Annotated in this window: 21 protein-coding genes; 18 read left to right on the forward strand and 3 right to left on the reverse strand. The window is 62.9% G+C overall.

Annotated features, from left to right (window positions below; all coding sequences use genetic code 11):
* Positions 1-188: 188 nt before the first annotated feature.
* The 9 genes from MFF55_RS24420 to MFF55_RS24460 all read left to right on the forward strand — a co-directional run bounded on the left by MFF55_RS24420 (position 189) and on the right by MFF55_RS24460 (position 9667).
* On the forward strand, positions 189-830 hold the full coding sequence (locus MFF55_RS24420; RefSeq protein ID WP_238246713.1) for a recombinase family protein: 642 nt from the start codon (positions 189-191) through the stop codon (positions 828-830).
* A 106-nt stretch (positions 831-936) separates the two neighbouring features.
* Complete coding sequence (locus MFF55_RS24425; protein WP_238246714.1) at positions 937-2241, forward strand: metallophosphoesterase; 1305 nt, start codon at positions 937-939, stop codon at positions 2239-2241.
* Between the two features lie 18 nt (positions 2242-2259).
* Positions 2260-3342: a GTPase-associated system all-helical protein GASH gene (locus tag MFF55_RS24430; RefSeq protein ID WP_238246715.1), complete on the forward strand. Its 1083-nt coding sequence runs from the start codon at positions 2260-2262 to the stop codon at positions 3340-3342.
* A gap of 17 nt (positions 3343-3359) precedes the next feature.
* The gene (locus tag MFF55_RS24435; RefSeq protein ID WP_238246716.1) at positions 3360-4406 is read left to right on the forward strand and encodes a TRAFAC clade GTPase domain-containing protein; all 1047 of its coding nucleotides are present in this window, start codon (positions 3360-3362) and stop codon (positions 4404-4406) included.
* Complete coding sequence (locus MFF55_RS24440; RefSeq protein ID WP_238246717.1) at positions 4403-5245, forward strand: TRAFAC clade GTPase domain-containing protein; 843 nt, start codon at positions 4403-4405, stop codon at positions 5243-5245. Before MFF55_RS24435 ends, MFF55_RS24440 begins: the two co-directional genes overlap by 4 nt.
* Before the next feature lie 2 nt (positions 5246-5247).
* Entirely contained in the window at positions 5248-7281 is a 2034-nt protein-coding gene (locus MFF55_RS24445) for a GAP1-N1 domain-containing protein (protein ID WP_238246718.1), read from the forward strand.
* Positions 7282-7284: 3 nt separating this feature from the next.
* Positions 7285-8130, forward strand: coding sequence for an XRE family transcriptional regulator (locus MFF55_RS24450; protein WP_238246719.1), 846 nt, complete (start codon positions 7285-7287; stop codon positions 8128-8130).
* Entirely contained in the window at positions 8131-8739 is a 609-nt protein-coding gene (locus tag MFF55_RS24455) for an RES family NAD+ phosphorylase (RefSeq protein WP_238246720.1), read from the forward strand.
* Positions 8740-8755: 16 nt separating this feature from the next.
* Complete coding sequence (locus MFF55_RS24460; RefSeq protein ID WP_238246721.1) at positions 8756-9667, forward strand: restriction endonuclease; 912 nt, start codon at positions 8756-8758, stop codon at positions 9665-9667.
* A gap of 21 nt (positions 9668-9688) precedes the next feature.
* On the opposite strand, the gene MFF55_RS24465 is transcribed toward MFF55_RS24460, so the two are convergent.
* Entirely contained in the window at positions 9689-9913 is a 225-nt protein-coding gene (locus MFF55_RS24465) for a hypothetical protein (RefSeq protein WP_238246722.1), read from the reverse strand.
* A 47-nt stretch (positions 9914-9960) separates the two neighbouring features.
* Positions 9961-11607: a tyrosine-type recombinase/integrase gene (locus MFF55_RS24470; protein ID WP_444980380.1), complete on the reverse strand. Its 1647-nt coding sequence runs from the start codon at positions 11605-11607 to the stop codon at positions 9961-9963.
* A 509-nt stretch (positions 11608-12116) separates the two neighbouring features.
* Here MFF55_RS24470 and MFF55_RS24475 point away from each other — a divergent pair.
* The 9 genes from MFF55_RS24475 (at position 12117) to MFF55_RS24515 (ending at position 21302) form a co-directional block, all read left to right on the forward strand.
* A complete protein-coding gene (locus MFF55_RS24475; protein WP_238246723.1) occupies positions 12117-12602 on the forward strand; it encodes a PAS domain-containing protein in 486 nt (161 codons plus the stop codon).
* 230 nt (positions 12603-12832) lie between these two features.
* On the forward strand, positions 12833-13159 hold the full coding sequence (locus MFF55_RS24480) for a hypothetical protein (RefSeq protein WP_238246724.1): 327 nt from the start codon (positions 12833-12835) through the stop codon (positions 13157-13159).
* A 29-nt stretch (positions 13160-13188) separates the two neighbouring features.
* Entirely contained in the window at positions 13189-13662 is a 474-nt protein-coding gene (locus tag MFF55_RS24485; protein WP_238246725.1) for a response regulator, read from the forward strand.
* Between the two features lie 33 nt (positions 13663-13695).
* Positions 13696-16077: a putative bifunctional diguanylate cyclase/phosphodiesterase gene (locus MFF55_RS24490; RefSeq protein WP_238246726.1), complete on the forward strand. Its 2382-nt coding sequence runs from the start codon at positions 13696-13698 to the stop codon at positions 16075-16077.
* 253 nt (positions 16078-16330) lie between these two features.
* The gene (locus MFF55_RS24495; RefSeq protein ID WP_238246727.1) at positions 16331-17494 is read left to right on the forward strand and encodes a sensor domain-containing phosphodiesterase; all 1164 of its coding nucleotides are present in this window, start codon (positions 16331-16333) and stop codon (positions 17492-17494) included.
* Positions 17495-17500: 6 nt separating this feature from the next.
* Positions 17501-18760 carry a TadE/TadG family type IV pilus assembly protein gene (locus MFF55_RS24500; RefSeq protein ID WP_283206798.1) on the forward strand — a complete coding sequence of 420 codons (1260 nt, stop codon included), beginning with the start codon at positions 17501-17503 and terminating at the stop codon, positions 18758-18760.
* Between the two features lie 774 nt (positions 18761-19534).
* Positions 19535-19720, forward strand: coding sequence for a hypothetical protein (locus MFF55_RS24505; protein WP_238246729.1), 186 nt, complete (start codon positions 19535-19537; stop codon positions 19718-19720).
* Between the two features lie 668 nt (positions 19721-20388).
* Positions 20389-20571: a hypothetical protein gene (locus tag MFF55_RS24510; protein WP_238246730.1), complete on the forward strand. Its 183-nt coding sequence runs from the start codon at positions 20389-20391 to the stop codon at positions 20569-20571.
* Positions 20572-20801: 230 nt separating this feature from the next.
* Positions 20802-21302: a hypothetical protein gene (locus MFF55_RS24515; RefSeq protein WP_238246731.1), complete on the forward strand. Its 501-nt coding sequence runs from the start codon at positions 20802-20804 to the stop codon at positions 21300-21302.
* A 469-nt stretch (positions 21303-21771) separates the two neighbouring features.
* On the opposite strand, the gene MFF55_RS24520 is transcribed toward MFF55_RS24515, so the two are convergent.
* A partial coding sequence (locus MFF55_RS24520; RefSeq protein WP_238246732.1) for a response regulator occupies positions 21772-22138 on the reverse strand: 367 nt, incomplete at its 5' end.

The raw sequence follows: 22138 nt of genomic DNA on the forward strand, positions 1-22138 counted from the left end.
ACAGCCCGCGATCTGAAGTATTACGAAGCTGTCGCGAAAACCCTCGTTTTCTGGCCTGCATCGACCGCGCTTCGGAACCGAACCCATCCCGGGCTTGCTCGGCTCGAAAAGTCGTCCAGAAAAGTGTGCTCAGAAAATCCGCTACGTGGTAAGTTTCTGGTGCAGTAGGAGCTACGGAGCCGCGATCGATGCTGATCGGGTACATGCGAGTGTCCACGGGCGATCAAAGCTTGGACCTGCAGCGCGACGCGCTGGAGGAGGCTGGCTGCGAGCGCGTCTTCGAGGACGTGGCGAGCGGTGCCGTGATCTCTCGTCCGGGTCTGAGCCGCGCGCTCGATCACGCCAGGTCTGGCGACACGATCGTGGTCTGGAAGCTCGACCGGATCGGCCGGTCATTGGCGCACGTCGTGCAGCTCGTCTCGGAGCTTCGCGACCGTGGGATAGGCTTTCGCGTGATCACAGGAGACATCGACACGACCAGCAGCACGGGGCGGCTCGTCTTCGGCATCTTCGCAACCTTAGCCGAGTTCGAGCGTGACCTCATTCGGGAGCGCACGAGGGCTGGCCTAGCCGCGGCCCGAGCTCGTGGTCGCCGCGGCGGTCGTCCCCGCAGCATGACAAAAGCCAAACTGAAGACCGCCATGGCCATGATGGCTGATCCCGAAAACTCTGCGCGCGACGTTGCTGAGCAACTTGGGGTGTCGCTGTCCACTCTCTACAGCTACGTCGACGGGAAAGGGCAACCCAAGGAGGGCGCGCGTCAGCTCCTCGCGAGCGCGACGGCTAGACGAATGGGTGCTCAGGTCATGGCAGAAGGAGCGGCGGAGTGATGAAGCCGATTGTAGGCACGCGGAGGGAGCGACTAACCGAAGCCCGCCCTGCTCCGGTTACCAGATCGAAGAGGCGCGCGCCTCGCTCACCGGGGAGAGCCGCCTGATGCTGCTGTTGCATCTGTCGGACATCCACTTCCGAAAAGACGAGGTTGGGACCGCAATGGACCCGAACGCCAGCCTCCGCAACGAGCTGCTGCTCGATGCTGAGAGCATGTGCAACCGGCTCGGCAAGGCTCCCAAAGCGGTCCTGCTTTCGGGCGACATCGCCTTCGCCGGCGATCCGTCGGAGTACGAGTATGCTCTCTCTTGGCTGGAAGATCTGTGCACGCGATGCGGCACCTCGCTATCGTCCGTGTTCGTGATCCCGGGCAATCATGACGTGGTGAGGAAAGTTGCGTCTCGCAACGTGATCCAAGCACTTCACAAGGATATCAAGAACGCAAGCGAAGTGGCTCTCGACGGAACTATTCGCGGTCTGCTGAGAGACGCTGAAGCAGGCCGCTTGCTCTATGAAGCACTAGATCCATACAACTTCTTCGCACAGCAGTTCTTTTGTGATCTTTTACCGCCGGAACGCACGATCGCCACACGAGACCTGCCACTGAACGATGGCTCCGTGTTGAGGCTAGTTGGCTTCAACTCAGCGTTCGTTTCCAGTGCAGCCGATAAGAAGGATGACCTGTTCGTCGATCCCGCCTGCTTTCAGCTCAAGCGCGAGCGTGGTGTCGAGACTCTGGTCATGTGCCATCACCCATACAACTGGCTTCGCCAAGGAGACGCGCTGCGCGATCACCTGAACGCCTTCTCACGCATCCATCTCTTCGGGCACGAGCATACAAGCCGGATCGAGCCGGCCCGGGACTGGGTGCGCGTCGCCGCGAGCGCTGCCCATCCCGATCGGACGGAGTCCGGATGGGAGCCGGGCTACAACCTGATCGAACTCGAAGTTGACGGAGAGGGAAACGACCGCCGGCTCAAGGTCGCCGTCCACGTCCGCGTTTGGCAGACCCGTCCTCCCGAGTTCCGTGCCAAGACCGATCGTGGGGCCGATGCCTTCCGGCAGGAGATACGCCTCGACGCCTGGACCCCACCTGTCCCGGCACAGCCTGCCTCACCACCCCAGACGGCATCACCCGCCCAAGCCGATGCCGCACAGGGCGAAACGCCCGACCTCGAACTCGCGAGGAACGATGCCATGGACACGCTGCGCGACATAAGCGTGCGCTTCTTTAAGCTGTCCCTCAGTCAGAAGTCGGCGATTGCCGGAAAGCTGGAGCTGCTCGAAGATGAAGACCTAAATCAGCCCGACTTCGAGCGCTTCCGACGTGTGTTTGCTCGAGCTCAAGCTCGCGGGAAGGTTCAGGAGCTTGACCAGGAAGTGAAGGCGGCGTCTGGCCGGAGCAGGTAAACGAGAGGAGCGGTCGACGTGGCAGCGTTTAACTTTGCGGACAGCTACCGAGCAGCTGGCCTGAACCCTGGGCCGGAGATCCTGCGCCTGCGGCAGGGGCCGTTCGATGCTCTCCGAAAGGGCATGGACCCCACGGCCGCGACGAACCTGACCCGCCTCTACTTTGGCCTGGATGTGCCGGGTGGCACGGATTGGTTTCGAGACGCGTTCGGCGAGACTGACAGCAGCTTCTCAATGTACGACAACGAACGCGAGGCTGCCGTCCTAGCGGCCGGCCTTCTGGAAGCCGGACTGGACGATGGAAAGTCCTATGCGGGCCTGGCGCCGCTCACCGCCGCCGCCGCGGGAGCTCGTACGCCCTTGGTTCGTCCCGAGCTGCTAGAACTCGCAAAGACCGCGCTGATCTCGGATGCCATCAAAGGTCGGCAGCGCTCCTCGGCTAATCCAGGCCTCTTGAAACTCCCTGGCAAGAGCAAGGCGCCGGCCGAGATAACGACGCTTCTAACATCACCGGACTGGAATAAGCTGGGAACGATCCTCAATCAGATGGTCTCCGAGTCGAACGAATGGACCAAGAACCTCACGAACCAAGTCTTTGGCGTCGTGAAACCACTCGTGGAACAAGTCGCCGAACTGCGAGAAGAGGTTGATATGCTCTGGTGGCATGTCGGCGGTTGGAGCCGCGTCTTGGAGAAACCCTTCTCAGAGCTGAAGCCCGCGCTCGCTGCGGTCATGGCTGGCCTTGACTTGGCTGACCTCAGCAGGACGCCGATAGGCATAGCTGCCGCGCCTGCGATCCTGCAGAGGACCGTCACCTCAGCAAATCGGAAGAAGACCACCTCGGTGACCATCAGCGACGCTGTCGACGCGATGACGGCTGATGAACTGGAGAAGCTTGAAATCGAGGAGGCACTCGACGGCGTTCCGGAGATCTGCCCTGTGCTGACGGCTTTCGCTAAAGCCAGCGAGATAGGCGCCGGGACCGCGTGGCATGCCTCATTTAAGAAGGCCACGCGATTAGAGCCTGCGCTTGCGTTCTCGCCCGTCGGTCTTGCGACGCAGGTCTACCGCGAGCGCCTCCTCCTCTCCGACCTGAGTTGAGTTGAAGGATGGCGGAGGTGGAGACGCAGGTCAGATGCAGCAAAGCCGACTGTCCCGTCGCGAGCGGCGGCGGCTGCTCTGAGGGCTACGATCCGATCCAGTCGTGCCCCTACTACGGCCGCACAGCTGACGATGACGTCGATGAGGGCGTAGCCGGATTTGAGGACCGTGAGCGTGCAAGCAGCGTCGATGATGACGTCGTGCCTCTCGCAAGCGGTGAAGCGCTCGACGGTTTGGAGGTCGACGTGTTCCTGCGCTGGCGCCCCGCCACTTTCGTGACGATCGTCGGGGACCGGGACAGCGGCAAGACTACCCTTGTCGCGGCATTCTACGACCGGTTCCTCCGTGGACCATTTGCCGACCATATTTTTGCCGGCAGCAGGACCCTGGTGGGCTTGGAAAAGCGGTCACACTACGCCCGAGCTGACTCCGGCCGCGCAAAACCGGACACGCCTAGAACCTCGATTTCTGAAGGCCTGAGCTATTTCCATTTCGCCGTGAGGTCAGTCGCCCTGCCGGCACCTCGAACCGATCTCATGCTGACGGATCGGGCAGGCGAAACCTACCGCCAGGCCCGCAGCAACTCCGAATTGGTTCCGCAGCTGACCGAGCTTTCGCAAGCCGACCGTGTGGTGCTTTTGCTCGACGGTGCGAGGATCGCTGACGCGGTGACGCGTGCTGGCGCGATGCAAGCGGTTCGCCAGAGTCTGCGCGCGTTCCTCGACGGCGGCGGCCTGCGGCACGAGTCAGTCGTGCAGGTCGTCACCACCAAAATCGATCTGCTCGAACGGCACCCCGAGCAGGCCGCTATCCGCGATCAGCTTACGGCGTTCAAAGATCGCCTCGTGCAGAGCTTTGCGCCACGTCTCGCAAGCCTGACCTTTTGGGACATTGCAGCGCGCGATCCCGACGGGCTTTACCCGCCTGCGTATGGCGTGGAGCCGTTATTCCGAAACTGGCTGACACCCTACGAAGTAACGGTAGCACCGGCAGTGCTGCCTGGGACGCTGCTGAGCGAGTTCGACAAGTTGCTCCTGCGAACACCGCTGGAGACCTTGCCATGAGCGACCTCTATCATTCGATCGTCGGCCTCCCGAGGTCCGGCAAAACGACCTTCCTTGCTGCACTCTGGCACCTGATCGATGCAGGGGAGGTCAACACCAAACTCGTGCTCGACAAGTTGGTCGGTGACAATCAGTACCTCAACGAGATCGTTGAGGCCTGGCGAAAGTGCGAGGAGGTCCCCCGCACCTCGATGGCAGCCGAGGCCAATATCGCGATCCATGTCCATGAACCGATTAGCGGCCGAAAAGTCGTTCTCGGTTTTCCCGACCTGTCCGGGGAGTCGTTTCAAAGCCAGTTCGTCACTCGAGGGTGTCGAAACGCCTATGTCGAAGGGTATGACCGGCCGGGCGGCATCATGCTGTTCGTCAACGCCGATCGCGGGCAGGACGGCCTGACCATTCTCGATCTCGCGCCAATCCTCGCCGGAGCAGACGAAGCGGAGCAGGCAGGGGAACTCCGCGAGTGGTCTCATGAGCTCGTCCCTGAACAGGTCCGTCTCGTCGATTTGCTGCAGTTTACTCAGCGACCACCTTTCGATCGACGCCGGAGACGGTTGGCGGTGGCGGTGTCGGCCTGGGATGTGGTCGTCGACCAAGCGGTGGCGCCGGATGAATGGCTCGCTCGGGAACTGCCCTTCCTGCACCAGTTCCTCAGCGCCAATCCTGAAACGTTCGAATTTCGGGCCTATGGCGTATCCGCTCAGGGCGGTGACGTGACCGGGGAGCGTCGTACTGAACTATTGAAGCGAACGCCGAGCGAACGGATCAGGTGTGTCGGCCCCGAAGCTGAGGTTCATGACCTCACTGCGCCGCTCGTCTGGCTCAACGGGGATGGCTAAGAATGCCGTCGTCCAGCTTCAAGCCAGTTAAGCTGCACCAGTGCGTCTTCGGTTACGACGACGGCCACCGCCTACTTGCGTCATCCCACCGCCTCAGCACCGACGCGAGCTCGCTTCTTCTTCTTCTGAGCGATCTTGCGCCCGGCCTAACGACGACGGGCCTCGAGGGGTACTGGACAGGCGTCCCGGTAACCTCTGCAAAACTGTACGCTCTTATGCGAACCTGGCCGGCACCGGAGATGCCGCGACCAGGATGTGTTTGGACCCATGTGGTCCTCATTAGCTTTGCGGACATTGCCCGTTTTGCCAACTTGCAGGCGATCACGGGCCAATTCAGCCGCCCCGACGCTAGCGAAGAGTTCGACCGCTACGCAATCCCGCTCGACGTTGATCCTGAAATCAAGGCCGGTGATATCGTCGAGGCAGGGCAAAAGGTCGAGATCTCAGATGCGCTTCGGCTCGTAGACGCGCTGTACTCGGGATCCCGCAAGTCGAACCTTCCCGCGCCCGCGGGCAAGCTCGACGCAGCCATCTTCGGGATTTGGTCTCAGCAGTGGCCTCGCCTGAGGCGCTCGTTCTCCTTTCGCACTGCCGGCGGCGGGTCCGAGGCGTCTGCGCAGAACTTCCGATTCGACATTAAGACGCAGACCCTGTCCGATCTCCGAACCTCTGACCACCGTTTCGATGTTGGTGCAATGGGAGAGCCTTGGGCGCAGGTTGCTGCCGAAGACGTATGTAGTACCGGATCAACCGATTTCCGCCGCTTCATCTGGCGCTACGGATCAGATGTTCGTCACGGCCGGGACCGGTTCAGGTTCTTGGCTGATCTCTACCTGAATTCGCGAAGGAAGACGTACATATACGGTGAACTCTCAAGCACGCTGGCGCGGGTTTCTGCCGAGTTGCCGATGCTGGAAGACGGTAAGCTGCTGAAACAGGACCTCGTTACTGGGGATAACCGATACTCCCTACTGCCTTCAGGGGACACGATCGAGAAGCTCGAGTTCTTCGTCACGCACCCGGACAACGAGGCTCTTCCTGCTTTGCCACCCGAAGCAACTAGAGTGGTGCAGGACGTTTGGGCTGATCGAGCGGATCATATCATCGCGATCGCCGATCGCGCCATTGAGAGTCGGTCCGCGCTGGGCGAGGCCCTTCTTGACCGGCTTGCAGCGATCGCCAAACCGGCAACATTCCTCGCGGCGACCCGAGAGCGACCGGGCCTTCGGCGCCGGTTGGTGTCGGTCAATCCGGAGCTCCTCGACACCGATGACCTCCTGGAGGTCTCTCCGCCCGAACGTCTCTCGCTGATCGAACTCCTACCAGACGATGCGCCTGTCACGGCCAGGCTTCTCGACAGGCTGACCGTCCTCGATGATCTCCCACTCGCTCAATCCATGCTGAGGCGTTTCCCGGAACAGACGATGCGCTCAGTCGCGGCACGGGTTGAAGCTCGCGAGACACAGGGCGGGTCGCCGATCCCTGGTGCGTGGGCAAGTGTGGTCGCGAGGCAAGCAAGCACCTTCATCGAGATCGGGTTTATTCAGAAGGCTCGATCCACTCGGGTACTGGCTGCCTTTGCGGCACTGCTTGGCCACACCAATGACCCGGTGCTTCGTGCAGGACCGGTTCCCTGGGCTACAGCGCTGAAGGAGGCAACTGACGACGTCCGGGGATCGGACCGGCAGATGTTTCTCGCCTTTCTGCTTTCTTTGGCACTGGCCAAGCCGATGAAAGGCAGCGAAATCTTATTCGTTAGGGCATTCGAACCGATCCACACTGCCCTTTGGCGTTCAGAGTTACCTTACGAAGCTCAGTCAATGCTTTCGTCATATCTGGCGAACCTGTTCTGGTGGGAGCAGTGGGATACCTGCCTGCGGTTGCGGATCGCGACCGTAAACGCCTTTGTTCACGGAGACCTCGACCCCGGCAGCTTCCGCGATTTGACCAAAGATCAGCGCCTGCGTGAGCAGCTGTTCAAAATTGCTGACGACTCAAAGAAGGGGCGCCGCTTGATTAAGCACGGGGTTGCCTAGAGCTTGCTTCAGATCGGGCTCGTACCCGAGACGCAACCTTCGCTTTACGAACTTGACGAGATCACGACGCGCATCCACATTGGTGTTCGGAGGTGCGCCATGGCGAACGTGAAAAGAAGGCCGAGCGGACGACGTGCCAAGCGAAACACGGCGCAGGCGACGCTGACCACCGCCTTCGTCACGGACGCCGGTGCGGTGCTGCCGAAAGGCATGGCGAGCTTCACCTTTCGCGCCCCAAGCAACGCCGTTGGCGTGTTCGCAGACAAGCCCGCCAAGGTGAAGCCGCTGCTGAAGGGCTATGGCGAAGCCGTCGCAAAAAGCCAGGCGGCCGGGCGCGCGGTCAGCTTCCGAGTCGAGGTCGACCCTTCCGGGGGCGCGACCGTGACGCCGCTCGACGAGACGCCGAGTGTCGGTGCGGCGGAGCCGATCGAGGCTCCCGATGCCGAGCTGGACGCCGCGCTGAACGAAGCGCGCCAACGAGGCACGGTGCGGGCTGCGGAGATCCTAGCCGGGGAGGACATGCTCAGCGCCGACGAGTTCGCCGCGCTTCTCGGCACGAGCCGGATGACGGTCAACACCAAGCGGCAGAATCATCAGGTGCTGGGCTTGGATGGCGCGAAGCGGGGCTTCCGCTTCCCCGTCTGGCAGGTCGATGAGGACGGGAAGCCGTTCGCCACCTTGCCGGCGCTATTTGAGCGGCTGGGCGGCGGGCCGTGGTCGGTCTACCGCTTCCTCGTCCAAACCCACCCGGAACTCGACGGCCTCACCGGACGGGAGGCGCTCCGCCGGGGGAGAGCGGACCAGGCCCTCGAAGTGGCCGAGAGCATCGCGCAGGGAACTTTCGCCTGAGTGGCGGCCGCAGGCCCGCCTTCCGGATTCGCCGGGATCGCGCTCGACCTGGCGACGATCAGCCCCGGCGCGCGGTTCGGCCGCGTCTACCTCAGCCGCTTCCCGGACCCGCTCGGCTACGGGAAGACGCTGAGCCGGTTCAGTGACCCGCGCCGGCGCGTGCCGGCCAACCGCTTCGGCGTGCTCTACCTCGGCAGCACGCTCAAGGTGTGCTTTGTCGAGGCAGTGCTCCGGGATCAAGGCGATGGCCGCACGAGCGATGTGCTCCTGGACGAGCGGGACCTCGCCGCGCGCAGCTACGCGGAGGTCGAGGTGACCCAGGCTCTGTCGCTGGTCGACCTCCGCGAGGACGGCCCGCTGCGCATGGGGGTTCCGAGCGACGTCGCACGAGGATCGAAGCAGAGCCTCTCACGGCTTTGGTCGGTAGCGTTCCACGAGCATCCCGCCGGGGCGGACGGCATCATCTACCCGTCACGCCTGAACGGCGAAACGAACCTCGCGGTGTACGGTCGGGCCGTCGGCAAGTTGGCTGCGGTGTCGACCGGCCCTCTCCTACGGGCACCCGACTTCGCTCGCGTGCTGCGCGACCTAAAGGTTGGCCTGCAGTGAGACGAGGGAGCAGCTGATGCTTTCCTTTCGCGAGGCGCAAGCGATCGAGGATCTAGCCGATCTCCTATACGATTTTCTTCCGGGAAGCGGGAACAGCCGCACCGCCTTCCCGATCGCGGCCGCGCAGGCGGGAGTGGGCGACCTGTGGGTGCCGGGAAGCAAGCGGCCCTCGCTCGTGCAGCTCCTGGGCGCGACGCTCGAGCATCGGCGGCATCTCTTCACCAAGCTGATCGTGGCGATCGTCCGACAAGCCATGACCTACCGGCGTGGCAAGGGTAATCCGCTGCGGCGCGACGAGGTCGATCGGCTGAACGCGCTGCTGCCCGATGTCTCGTTCAAGATCCCCGAGCTGCTGGATCGCACGTTCCTCGACAGCTTGGCGGCGCGAGCGCCGGAGGCGGCCCCATCGAACCCGGTCGGGCTCAGCGCCGAGCGAGCGCAGGCGCTCGCCGCACTCCTGATCGAGATCAGCAAGCTCCCGCCACATCAGAGGGGGCTCCGCTTCGAGGGCTTCCTCGGCGAACTGTTCGCGGCACATGGCTTGGCGCCCCGGAACGCGTTCCGCATTGTCGGCGAGCAGATCGACGGCAGCTTCCGGCTCGACGGGCAGACCTATCTCGTCGAGGCCAAGTGGCACGGGCCGCAGATCGGGTTCGCCGACCTCATGACGTTCTCGGGCAAGGTCGGCGGCAAGGCGGCGTGGTCGCGCGGGTTCTTCGTGAGCAACTCGGGCTTCACCTCCGAAGGCTTGGAGGCGTTCGCGCGCGGACGTCAGACCAATCTGATCTGCGCCGACGGGCTCGACCTCTACGAGGTGTTGGCCGGGCGCGTGTCGCTCGTCGACGTCCTACGCGAGAAGGAGCGTCGCGCGGCGGAAACGAACCGAGCCTTCGTCGCCGTGCGCGACCTCACCCTTCCGAACAGGTAGCGGTCGAACAAGGATCAAGCCTCACTCGCGCTCGCTTGATTCTGTCGCAAGGACCTGATCGCTTAGGGCCAAGCAGGAGGCGTCGAACTCTCCCATGTTTTGCTCGGTCGACAGGCCTGCCTGGTAGATGCCTTCGATCATCTCGTGAACTGCGGCAGCGGCCTCACTTCTGTAGGTCCTGCTCTGTTCAATCGGAGCCATCGCAAACCACCGCTCTAGCCGTCCCCCGCTCACCACCGTGTCCATCGGTGTAGACCTCCGTCACACACAGCGCGACCGTCCAGAGCGCTCGGTTACTCGGCTGCCACCAGCGGGGACTTCTTGGCCCGCCCCGGCTTCGGCGGCGGCGCCCGATTTGCGCCACTCCGCTGCCGGTAGGGGCGATACTCTCCGACTCGTGTCCGAGAGCTGTAGCGGCCGTCCCGCACGCGAACAGGGTCGGCCGGGGGCGACGCGGCGGTCGGTGCCGAGTCCTCCGGTTCCTCGCCCGCCATGGCAGAGACGGATTGCAGGACCGAGCGGCGTCGAGAAGCGACGAGCTCGGCGGCGGCGCGCACGGGCTCGTCCTCCGTGTGCACGTACCGCATGAACATCGTGACCGTCTTGTGCGCCGTGAGCTGCATGCCGACTTTGATCGGCACTCCCGAATTGGCGATTTCGGTCGTGGCTCGATGGCGAATGCCGTGCGATCCGACATGGGGAACGTCCGCGCGCTCAAGGATGCGCGCCCAACCTTTGGCGTAGGTGTTGTTCGACATGGGCTTCGCGAGATCGAAGATGCTGGGGACAACGTAGTCCGACTGTCCGAGCGACACCGCAGCGCTGAGCACCGTGAACGCCTCCTCGCTCATCGGCTTGGAGATCTCGCCGGTCTTGCTGTCGGGCCAGACGACCCGGCGCTTGGCGAAGTCGATCCACGCCCACTCCAAACAGGTGATTTCGGACATTCGCGCAGCGAATAGAAAATGAAGCCGCACCGCGAGCGTCAGAAATGGGTGCTCCAATCCGTCCGCGTCGGCTCGATCCATGTAGCCGAAGATGCGGAACAGCTCGTCGTCCGAGAGAAGGCGCGTCCGCTTGCCCTCGGGATATTTCGGCACGTGTCGACACGGATTGGTGCCGTCATCGCGGATGCCCCAGACCTCGGCCATGTTGAACATCTTGCGGAGGAGGGAGAGAACGTGATTGGCCGAGGTCGGCTTGTCCTTCATCCGAGCAACGAGGCCAGCAACGTCGGCCCGGGTCATGTCGCGAGCCTTCATCGACCCGAACTCCGGGAGAATGTAGCGCTTGATGGTGCCGCGATTGCCTTTCACGGTGCTCGGCCGGTTCTTCGGGATCGAATAGTCCTCGATGAACTTGTCGCAGAGCTCCTTCATGCTTAGCGCCCGGCGAGCCGCGAGCTTCTCCGCGCTCGGGTCCTTTCCTCGCCTGACCTCGGCGAGCCAGCCTTGTGCTATGCCGCGCGCCTGATCGACCGTAAGCTCGCCGAACAGGCCGATAGCGGGCTTGCGCCGATCGCCGGCGTTCGTGCGATACTGGAGCATGAAGACCTTGCGCCCTTTAGGCGTCACCTTACAGAGGAAGCCGGGCGTGATCGTGTCGCGCAGCTCGTAATCGGCCTTCTCGGGGGTGGCGCTGTCCACGACGGTCTTGGTCAACTTAATGGTCGGCATAGCCTTTCTACCTCGGCTCGCCGCGGCGTTTTCCAGGTGGCGGATAAGAGCCAGCGCAGAAAAAACCAGGGCGTGGTTTGTCAAAGCCGAGCGTAGGATAGAGCGACGTAAGTGCCTGACGCCACACAGGAATGTCGCGCTCCAGCTAGTTTCGGCAAACCCGAGCGTAGACCAGAATGGAACGCTTAAAATCATCAGCAGCTGAATGGCGTGCTCGAACTTCCTTGCCGCGCGCGCCGCCCGAACCTGCCGATACGACACCATCAGGCTCGGGCTATTCCGCAGTCACGCGAATGCTGCCAGCTCACTCGTGCTCGTTCGCGTGCCTCCCACGCGGACCGCAAGAGGGTGCCTGGTTTGCCTTGGCCTTCAGGTGTTCCGACGCAAACCGCGACGCGGCTTGCGCCGAGGGTCAGCACGATCTCTGCTCGCCAGATCGCATCGGCATTGACGAACTCGGCATAGGGGCTGGTGCGATCCTGAGTCATGACGCTTGGTGAAGATACGCAACGGAAGAGGAGCGGAGACTGCTTCGCTCGCAGGTCGACGCGGAATGCGGCAAACCGCCCGCTCACTAAGTGTTCAACGGACGCGCTGGGGAGGCGGCATAAGCCCGAAATTACCAACTTGTGGGGAACGGATGTTGGGGCGACGACAGCCCAGCTACTGGTCCCCCTCGTGGATGCTGAACGTGCAGCCGGTTCGTGGTAGGATGTGAAGGCGTTTTTCGAGCATGAGCGATCCTCATTCAGGTTCAGCGATCAGCACCGTCCATGACCCTGTTTGAGCTGATCCGCGCCTTCGTCGATAAGTCGCCCGTCGCCGTTCTCGTCACAGACGCGACGGTCAGGGCGCCTGGTCCAATCATCCTGTATGCCAATGGAGCCTTCGGAAAACTCACGGGACGCGACCCGACCGAGGTCATCGGCATCAGCCCGCGCTTCATGCAAGGCCGCGAGACGCGCCGCCCCGTGCTCGACCACTTCGCCCAGGCGCTCGCGGCCGGTGAGCCCTTCCACGGCTTCCTGACCAACTATCGAGCCGACGGCACCAAGTACGTCGTCGAGATCGATTGCAGGCCCTTGCGGAACGCCGACGGCCGCATCGAGCATTTCCTCTCGTTCGAGCGCGAGGTCGCACGCCGTCTTGGCCGGCCGTCACGGGACGGCGCCTCACGCTTCGAGCCGGTGGAAGTAAGTAACGACTTGTTAGGAGAGGAGCTGCGGCGGCTGAGAGTCTTCAGCGCCGCGGGTGAGTAGCTGTTGGCATTGCGAATTCGCTGGCTCCGCTTAGCCTTGCCACGTTTGTTGAAACAAACATTTGATGTCTTTTTAGATTACTTCAGCTGTACGATCAAATTTTTGTGTATTAACGATTAATTAGCACTTGGGCACCATGATGACCGTCACGCCCTGCTAATACGGCGTGAGCGCAATACATGCGCTGCGCTCACCCAAGCGGCTGACATCATCCTACCCAGGCTAAGACTATGACGTCGCCGGATACAAAGGTCGTGCAACTCTTCCCGGCCAAGCCAACGCAGCACATCCTGGAATGGAGGCGTCGTGAGCTCGGCTACGATATCGCCTCGCTCCAAAGTCTCTCCCAGCGTCTTCAGCAAATCAAAGCTCCGCTCCACGAAGCAGCCTACGCTTTTGTGGACGTCAGCCCGATGGATACAAGCCAGAAGCTGTGGTGCGCGCTTGGTGGGCTTCGTCGTCAGATCGAAGACTTGGATGCTGGGATCAACGCTCTGATCAGCGCCATGACAAGCCACCAGGGCGCGCTCCACACGTCATCCAGCCATCGTGGTTAGGCGCTTCGGGTGAGACGAGCATCACGGTCATGATTGGCGCGCCGACCTTCCCGGATCTGGCTGCCCTCGTCGTCGACGAGAGCCTCTACACGCGCCGGATCGTCCGCGACATGCTGCAGCGTGTCGGCATTCGACGGGTGCAGGAAGCGCCGGATGGCGCGGAGGCGCTCGGGTCGCTGGTGGAGGCCCGGCCCGACCTCATCATCCTCGACTGGGACCTAGCGATCCTCACAGGTGAGGAGGTGATACGCCTGGTCCGGGACGTCGACACTTCACCAGCGCCAAGCCTGCCCTTGATCCTGATGCTATCGCAGCCCCGCCGCGACCGGGTCGATCGCGCAATCCGGTTGGGCGTCAACGAGATCATTGCCAAGCCGTTCTCGCCCAAGACCCTGTGGTCGCGTCTCGACGAGATCATCAACCGGCCACGTCCCTACACTCAGACCCGCAACCTTCTGATCCCGCGACCACGCCAGGCGCTCGAGACATCGGCCAGCTGGTGAGATGTCCATGATCAAACCAGCAGGAACCGTCCGATGAACTTCCTCACCGCTGGCTTGATCCATGACGCCGCTGCGGCTGAAGTCCTGGACGCCCAGGATGATCGGGCCCCTGCGTTAGTGCCGTTGGCGGACCATGATCTCGGGCAGCTGGTGCGCAGCGCCGCCCACGCTGCCGAGTGCAACATGGCCGTCTACCTCCGCGGCTCGGATGACGGCTTCGAGATTGACACCTGCTTCGGACCTGGCGCCGACGCGGTGACGCCTGCCATGGCTCAGGCAGCGATGCGCCTGATGGGCCGGCGGGCCGATGACCTGTTGATCGTCAACGACGTTGCCCATCATCCCTGGGCCCGCTCGGCCGACGCCGCCCTCTTCGACGATGCGGCTGCCTCTCCCCCAATGCGGTTCTTGGCCTTAGCCAAGGTCATCGACGCCACCGGCTCGGTCCAGGGCGCCCTTCTCGTGGCCGATCCCGCACCGCGCGCCGGGCTGAGCCCGGCCAAGACATACGTCCTGCGCACGCACGCCGCGCAGATCGCAGCCCGGGTCGAGTTGCATCGTCTGCGCCTCATGGCCGAAGGCAAGCACAAGGCAGAGCCGCCCCAATCGGCGACGGAGCGCCTGCGCCTGCTGGAATCCGTCGTCGTCAACGCCAACGACGCCGTCCTGATCACGCGGGCCGAGCCCATCGACCTGCCGGGCCCACAGATCGTCTATTGCAACGCGGCCTTTACCCGGACAACGGGATACTCGGAGGCGGAGGTGATCGGCCGGACGCCGCGCATCCTGCAGTCGAGCAAGACCGACCGGGCGGTACTGGACAAGCTTCGCATGGCCCTGAGCCAATGGAAGCCGATTGAGGTCGAACTGCTCAACACGCGCAAGGACGGGACTGAGTTCTGGGTGGAACTCAGCATCGTGCCCGTCGCCAACGAGAAAGGGTGGTTCACGCACTGGGTCTCGGTCCAGCGCGATGTGAGCGAACGCAAGGCCGCCGAAGAGACCGCGATGCGCGCCCGCATCGCGGAAGCCGAGAACTTGGCGCTCGAGGCGGAGATCCAGGAGCGTCGGCGCATCGAGGCGCAGCTTCTGTACACCGCCTTCCACGACGATCTGACCAGGCTACGCAATCGCGCTTTCTTCATGGACCGCCTGCGCGTGGCCCTGGCACGCGCTAATAGCGACCCAGGCTTTGCATGCGCGGTCCTGTTCATGGACTTGGACCGCTTCAAGCTGGTCAACGACAGCCTGGGTCATCGCGCCGGCGACCTGCTGCTGATGGATGTGGCGGAGCGACTGAGGGGCTGCACCAGGCCGCAGGATACGCTCGCGCGCATCGGGGGCGACGAGTTCGCCCTCTTGGTCGAGGGCGTCCATGAGGTGGCCATTCTCGCGGCCTTGGCGGGACGCGTCATCGACGCGATGCGCCCACCCCTTTGGATTAGCCAGCAGGAGATCTTTCCCTCCTGCAGCATCGGTGTGGTCCAGGCGAGCAAGCATCACCGCCAGCCGGAGGAACTCCTGCGCGATGCCGACATTGCGATGTATCAGGCCAAGCGGCACGACACCGGCGGCTACGCGGTCTTCGCCGGATCGATGCATGACAGCGCGGTCAAGGCCCTCGAGCTCCAGACCGACCTCAGGAATGCGCTCGCGCGCGACGAGTTCGTGCTGCACTACCAACCGATCTGCGACACCGTCACGGCACGGATCCGGGGTGTCGAGGCCCTCGTGCGTTGGCAGCATCCCACGCGCGGGCTCGTGCCGCCGGGTGCCTTCATTGGGGCCGCCGAGGAAACCGGCCTCATCCGTGAACTCGGCCGCTGGGTGCTGCACGAGGCCTGCAGACAGATGCGAGCTTGGCGGGATCGATTTCCCGAAACAGACCTTCGCCTCAGTGTGAACACGTCGGGGGAGGAGCTGAAGGACCCCCGCTTTGTCGATGGGGTGCGTGACCTCCTCGCAGACACCGGCCTCGACCCACGCGTGCTTCAGCTTGAGGTCACGGAAGCCATCTTCCTGCAGGACCCGGAATACATCGCCGGCATCCTCGACGGTTTGCGTGCGCTCGGCGTTCGGATCGCGCTTGACGACTTTGGGACCGGCTACTCGTCGTTGAGCTACCTTGACCGGTATCGGCTCGACACCATCAAGATCGACCGGTCCTTTGTGACGCGCATGCTCACGCAGCGCAGGACGTGGGAGATTGTAACGGCCATCGTGAAGCTCGGACAGGCGCTGGACCTCGACATCGTGGCCGAAGGGGTTGAGGACGAAACCCAACGTCAAGCAATCCGCGCCACGGGCTGCGGCTTTGTCCAGGGCTACCTTCTCGGTCGTCCCGCATCAGCAGCAGACTTCGCACGAACCCTGGAGGCTTCCGACGAAGCGACGCAGACGCGTCCGAGAGAGTAAGCATCTGGCTCGGCGTTCAAGCGGTGCCCATGTCCACCCGTTAACGGCGGTATTCCTCGTGCAATTATGCAGCTGGTCGAGGTGAGTCAGACTTGGATGCCACTTCACACTTTGAGAGCGCTCCGTGGTGGCGTCAGGCCACTCCGCCTACACTGCCACCCACAATTTTCCGCCCCCGCGAGACGAGCTTCACATGATTTTGTCATCTGGTGATCTTGCGCCGATTGGCGCTCAGGCGGCTGCCGGCGAGGACGTGATCCAGGACGCCCTCGTGGCGATCCGGAACCATCTCGGCATGGAGGTGGCCTACTTCTCCGAGTTCCACGCGGGCCGAACCATCTTCCGCCGCGTCGATGCCCCAGGGCTTGAGCACCTGATCAAGGTCGGCGACTCGCACTCCTTGGACGATGTCTACTGCAACCACATCCTGGCCGGCCGCCTGCCCGAGCTGATCCCTGACACCTCACAGGTGCGGCTCGCACGCGAGATGCCGATCACGGCAGCCGTGCCCATCGGCTCGCATATCAGCATCCCCATCCGTCTGCTCGACGGCACGCCGTTCGGGATGTTCTGCTGCCTCAGCCCTCGGGCGATCCCATCGCTGAACGAGCGCGACCTGGCCACGATGCGCGTCTTTGCAGGACTGGCGACCAAGCAGGTCAACACGGGCCTTCAGCAGAGACAGAAGGCCCAGCGGACCTATGACCGCATCGCAGCCGTCATCGCGGCTCAGGATTACGACATCGTCTTCCAGCCAATCTTCGACCTGCGAAGCAGCACGGTTACGAGTTGCGAGGCGCTGTGTCGGTTCAAGGCAACCCCGTACCGCTCCCCCGACAAGTGGTTCCAGGACGCCCTGGACGCTGATCTCGGCCTTGAGCTGGAAGTGGCCGTCCTCAGGACGACGCTCGCCACCCTGCCAGAGCTGCCGGCTTTGATCTCGCTGTCGATCAACGCCTCGCCCGAGCTGGTGATCAGCGGACGCTTGGCAGACCTCATTCCTGTCGAACACGCCGAACGCATCATCTTGGAGATCACCGAGCACGCAGCCGTGTCAAACTACACTGCACTGCATGCCCAGCTCAGGCCACTCAAGCGGCTCGGAGTGAGAGTTGCGGTGGATGACGCGGGTGCAGGGTACTCGGGCCTGCAGCACATCGTGCAGCTCGGTCCTGACATCATCAAGATGGACATGAGCTTGACGCGTGCCGTCGACACGGATCCCGCGCGGCGTGCCTTGGCTAGTGCGATGGTCTTCTATGCCCGCGAGATGGGCTCGTGCATCGTGGCTGAGGGCATCGAGACGGCCTCGGAGCTCAGCGCACTCCGGCTCCTCGGCGCCGACCGTGGTCAGGGCTACCTCCTCGGCAAGCCCGGAAGCATGGCGGCGTTGCAAGCCGCAGTCATTGCGGTTTGAAAAGCGATGGCCTGCTATTGCAACTTTGCGCGATCGACCTCAGGAGGCGTGGTCCTCATGTTCGCCCTGGCGCTGCCCGTTCTCGTGGGCTTTGCAGGCGCTGCGGTGGACTACGGAACTTGGGTCAAACAGCGCACCCGCCTGCAAAACGCTGCTGATGCCGCCGCCATGGCGGCAGCGCGTGAGCTTGCAGTCAGCTCCTATGAGCAAAGACGGATGCAGGCTGTCGCCGAGCGCTGGGCCAAGTCGTACTTTATGACAGAGGGTGGCGGGTTAGGGCTCACCATCACGGTAGCACCAAAGGATGACGCGACCAGCGTCCAGGTCGATCTGAAGCACGACCGCAAGCAGTACCTCTCGGGCATCATCGCGATCACGCCCGGCCACATCAAGGCAAGCTCCGTCGCAACGCTGCGGGGCCAACGTCGGCTGTGCGTGCTCGCGCTCGATCCGTCGAACAGTCAGACCGTCTACCTCAAGTCGAACTCCTGGCTGACGGCCAGGGACTGCGACGTCCACTCCAACTCGACCAGCCCGAGCGGCGTGAGCTCCGACAGCGGCATCCAGGTGACGGCTGAGCGGGTGTGCTCGGGCGGCGGCTTCTCCGGTGCAGGCACGTTCCGCGGTGAGCGGGAGAGCGACTGCCCGAAGGTCAACGACCCCATTGCCGACCGCCTGCCGCCCTCGGTCGGTTCCTGTAAGTCGCCGAATCCTCCTCTCGTGAATAAGGGCAGCGCCAGCCTGCGTCACACGTTGTCGCCCGGCACCTATTGCGGCGGCCTGTTCATCGGCGGCAACTCGTTTGTGACCTTCGCGCCTGGCGAGTACGTCATCAAGGACGGACCCTTCGTCGTCGATTCCAACGCGGACGTGCGGGGCGATGGGGTTGGGTTCTACCTGACGGGTCCAGGCAGCACCTTTCAATTCCTTAGCAACGCGCGGATCAGCCTCGACGCACCACGGACCGGCGCGATGGCGGGGCTACTCGTCTTCGAGGACCGGGCCGCGCCGCTCCTGCGCAACCATGAGATCAAGACGAACTACGCCTCGAACATGACCGGCACCGTCTACCTGTCGCGCGGCCGCTTCGTGGTGGACGCGACGAACGAGGTCGCTCAGCAATCAGCCTTCACCGTCATCGTGGCACAGCAGCTCCTGCTCACGGCCAACCCGAAGCTCACGCTCAACACCAAGTACGGCGCGACGACCGTGCCGGTGCCTAAGGGACTCGGCCAGACCGACGGAGACGTCTACCTCGTGCAGTAGGAGCCAAGTGGTGTTACGGGCGTTGCGCTCGGCCCTCACCGACGCCTGCCTAGCCAATGCCATCCCACTCGACCCTTGAGATGATCCAACGCCGCTGGCAATCGGCTCGGCCATTCGAGGGCACCTCCACGGAGGCGCTTCGCCGCAAGCTCCAAAGCGGCGCGCTGCAGCCGAGGATCATCGAGCAGGTTCGCCGCGAACTCGCCCTGCGGACGGATCATCCAATCTCAAACTGAGACAAGACTGAAACCTGTTTAGCCGCATTGTATTCGACGATGCAGTTAGTAGTACGGCGCCTATGAAAGTTAACCGTCCAGGCAAACCGCTGCTCGGCTTCGCTACGCCAAGCTCATTGACTGCTTCCGACAAGCCTTCAAGATGCCGGGAGAAGGTTATGGTTGGCCTGCCCGGCAGCAGTCTACGATGTTTTCGGCGAAGAGGCTGGGCGCATCGACATGCGAATCATCAAACCTGTGATTGATGATCAATCAGAACCGAAACTTGCTCAGAACGTGCGGTTTGCTTGAGGGCTGAATCGGAGACGAAAAAGCCCCGCGCGGCGTGTGCCGGCGGGGCTGAAGGTGACAGTCGGGATAAACCTGAGGAACTCACCTCACACCTTCAGCAAGACGCCGGGCGCCGACCGTTGATCCAGATCGCATTCCGCGAGTTGCCCCTCCACGCAGACAGGAGGTCCTCATGACCACGAAGATCCATCCCCCACTCGAGGCCCGCTAGGGACAGTTTGCCGCTCAGACTGCGAGCCCAAATCAGATGGGCTACCACAGCTCGGCTCTCGATGCGGACCACCGCATAGGTGCGACCATAAATAACGCCGATCAACTCAGCAGCATCACGCTGATCAGGCTTGCCGTTACCGGAGGTACTTCGGCCGTCTACTTTCATGCCCTGCTCGGCTCAGGGCAGCATCACTATCAAGTATTGTTGCAAGTCGAATGAGGCGCTGTCTGCAGCCTCGTTCTTATCGCCTGTGCCATGGCTTACGAGAACCGCCAAGCTTTGTCGCCGGCACCAATTTGGATGAGAGGAAACGCCCAATGCGAATGGTCCTGACTACAGCAGCCGTCGTGTCGCTCAGCAGCGCTGCCCCTGCACTAGCCGTCTCGTGCAAGGACGACATCTCTACAATCGAGCGTCGACTGAACAGCGCGGGCGCTGAGAAGGTGACAGGGGCAACGCCTCCAAGTGGCGCTACGTCTTCCGGCTCTGAGAAGGCCCTGGACAAGCCGCCATCGGGGCAACCGTCCGATCCCAGCTTGAAGGCTACCGCAGCCAGCGTCTTGGACGCCAAAGCGTTGCTTGAGAAGGCACGCACACAAGACAAAGTTGGCGACGAGAAGGGTTGTCAGGAGACCATGACGAAGGTGAAGCAGACTGCCGGCGCATTGCCGTAAGGGCTTAGAGAGGAAACCCCAGCGACTTACGGTGCTCTCCGCTCTGCCCGTGCTCACTCCGGCTCAATCAACGGTGCGCCGGGCAGAGCGCGGCTATTGGGTCGCAGAGTTCAGAGGCGAGCCTTGCCGACCGACGTAACAATTAAAGCAATCTTAACCATAAGCCTGCCTCACGAAAGCCAGGCTGAGGCCGGCACAAAGTGAGGAAGTCCAATGTTCAAGTTCGTTTCGCAGCCGCTGATCCTGGCCGATCTCATGATGGTCGGTGTCGGGCTGGGTATCGCAGCCTTCGCACTCATCGAGTGCGCGCATCTTGGCGCTGCGGATGCACTTTGTTTAAGGGACAAGCCTCACATCAGCATGAACCTCGACGTGCCGGTGCGTGTGAGGTCCTAGTCTGGGGCAACCGCGTCCTGTTCGTAGTCGACCATCACGCCTGTCCGCTCGGCAGCTTGCATCGTGCGGCGCATCATCCCTCAGCCAAGTGGCAAAACAGCATCAGCCAAGCGCGTGCGCCTTCCCCTTTGCTTAACCCGAGATCCACGCATTGACGTCGGAAATATACTGCTTAAACCTCTTCTAAGCTCAGCGAGCGGTTTGTTGTGTGCCGCGTTGTGAGAAGTGTCATGTTCATGGATCCGATCAAGCGAGCCCCCTGGAACCTTAGTTCTGACGGGACATCTGCCATCGAGGCCCGTGCCGCAGTTGCTGACGGCAGCCTGAGCAAAGTACTGCGCTTGGTGGGCTCCTTCGATGATCTCGAGAGCGAGGTGCCGCCGACCCGGCGATCCTCAGCTCGGGATTGGGCCAAGCTGATCGACCGCATTCGTGAGGCTGCTGCGCGCAGCCGTGAGGTCGAGGCACAGGCCCATGAGCAGGAACTGCGCGTTCAGGATCTCCTGGATCGTGCCCGGGAGGACATCCAGGCCGCAGCTGAGCGTGTGCGCGCCGCTGATGCGCGCGCCGCTGAGTTGGAGGCTCGTACTGAAAAGCTGCTCAAGTCTGCCGACGAGCGCGTGACGGCGGCTGAGGAGCGCGCTCGCGTCGCTGAGGAGTGGTTGGCCCGGGTCTACGACACGATCTCGCAGGAGTTCGTGGTCGAGCTCGGCAACACGTCAGTCGTCTGATGGCGCCGCGTCTTCCCAGCTCTGTGCCCGACCGCCCCGATGATGCTGAAGAGCCTGCGGCCCAGATGAGCACGACCTCCTCCCCAGGCGTGGGAGGCTCGCCGCCGGCCATATGGACTGCGCCGGCGTCAGCATCCTCGCAGAATGTCGTTCCCCTCTTTGCTGAGCCGGAGGCGTTGGACGCTGATCCGGACCTGCTGGACCCGGACTGGCCTCATGACTGGAGCTGTCGAGAGTTTCAATAGTGCCGGTGGTTTGGAGCATGTCAGGGCCTACGAAGCTGATGAGGTAAGCGCTGCTCGAGGGCCTCTGACGGACACCTCACCAGCTGACCGACGGCTCAACGGCCAGCCGCGGTCGCGGACGCAGTAGGTTGCAAGCGAGGGTGCAAGCCCGACGCCAGCCCACCTCTGCCAAGCGGGTGGCTGGTTGAGCGTCAGCCCGGCAGCCCGGAAGGCGCCTGACGATCTCATCTCACTGGGACCTGTTCCGCCGTCCTCGGCTCCAGCCATTGCTCCGCATAGGCGGGGGCCAGGGTCAGGCTGCGCGGGAGGTCCATGGATGGCGCGTCCGTAGTCACCGCGTCCATGACGAAGTCCAGCGCCGCCGTGAGGCCCTGCTGCGTGTAGGGCTTGGCGATGACCCTCACAGCACCCGAGAAGTCCAGCGGCAGCCGCTTCGGGTTCGCGGTCACGAAGACCGCCGTCATGGCGGTCTGCGTGGCAATGAACCGGGCCACCTCAGTTCCGGTCGGACCATCCGCGAGGTGAAGATCAATCAAGGCAACATCGGCCACGACCTTGCCAGCACGGGCAATGGCCTCGCAGGACGACACG

Source organism: Methylobacterium iners, assembly GCF_022179305.1.
Lineage (GTDB): Bacteria > Pseudomonadota > Alphaproteobacteria > Rhizobiales > Beijerinckiaceae > Methylobacterium > Methylobacterium iners.

Bases quoted from the DNA above. Each gene is read 5' to 3' on its own strand.
- MFF55_RS24420 (WP_238246713.1), top strand. From the start codon at position 189: ATGCTGATCGGGTACATGCGAGTGTCCACGGGCGATCAAAGCTTGGAC.
- MFF55_RS24425 (WP_238246714.1), top strand. From the start codon at position 937: ATGCTGCTGTTGCATCTGTCGGACATCCACTTCCGAAAAGACGAGGTT.
- MFF55_RS24440 (WP_238246717.1), top strand. From the start codon at position 4,403: ATGAGCGACCTCTATCATTCGATCGTCGGCCTCCCGAGGTCCGGCAAA.
- MFF55_RS24445 (WP_238246718.1), top strand. From the start codon at position 5,248: ATGCCGTCGTCCAGCTTCAAGCCAGTTAAGCTGCACCAGTGCGTCTTC.
- MFF55_RS24460 (WP_238246721.1), top strand. From the start codon at position 8,756: ATGCTTTCCTTTCGCGAGGCGCAAGCGATCGAGGATCTAGCCGATCTC.
- MFF55_RS24465 (WP_238246722.1), bottom strand. From the start codon at position 9,913: ATGGACACGGTGGTGAGCGGGGGACGGCTAGAGCGGTGGTTTGCGATG.
- MFF55_RS24470 (WP_444980380.1), bottom strand. From the start codon at position 11,607: ATGGTGTCGTATCGGCAGGTTCGGGCGGCGCGCGCGGCAAGGAAGTTC.
- MFF55_RS24475 (WP_238246723.1), top strand. From the start codon at position 12,117: ATGACCCTGTTTGAGCTGATCCGCGCCTTCGTCGATAAGTCGCCCGTC.
- MFF55_RS24480 (WP_238246724.1), top strand. From the start codon at position 12,833: ATGACGTCGCCGGATACAAAGGTCGTGCAACTCTTCCCGGCCAAGCCA.
- MFF55_RS24485 (WP_238246725.1), top strand. From the start codon at position 13,189: ATGATTGGCGCGCCGACCTTCCCGGATCTGGCTGCCCTCGTCGTCGAC.
- MFF55_RS24490 (WP_238246726.1), top strand. From the start codon at position 13,696: ATGAACTTCCTCACCGCTGGCTTGATCCATGACGCCGCTGCGGCTGAA.
- MFF55_RS24500 (WP_283206798.1), top strand. From the start codon at position 17,501: ATGGCCTGCTATTGCAACTTTGCGCGATCGACCTCAGGAGGCGTGGTC.
- MFF55_RS24505 (WP_238246729.1), top strand. From the start codon at position 19,535: ATGGGCTACCACAGCTCGGCTCTCGATGCGGACCACCGCATAGGTGCG.
- MFF55_RS24510 (WP_238246730.1), top strand. From the start codon at position 20,389: ATGTTCAAGTTCGTTTCGCAGCCGCTGATCCTGGCCGATCTCATGATG.
- MFF55_RS24515 (WP_238246731.1), top strand. From the start codon at position 20,802: ATGTTCATGGATCCGATCAAGCGAGCCCCCTGGAACCTTAGTTCTGAC.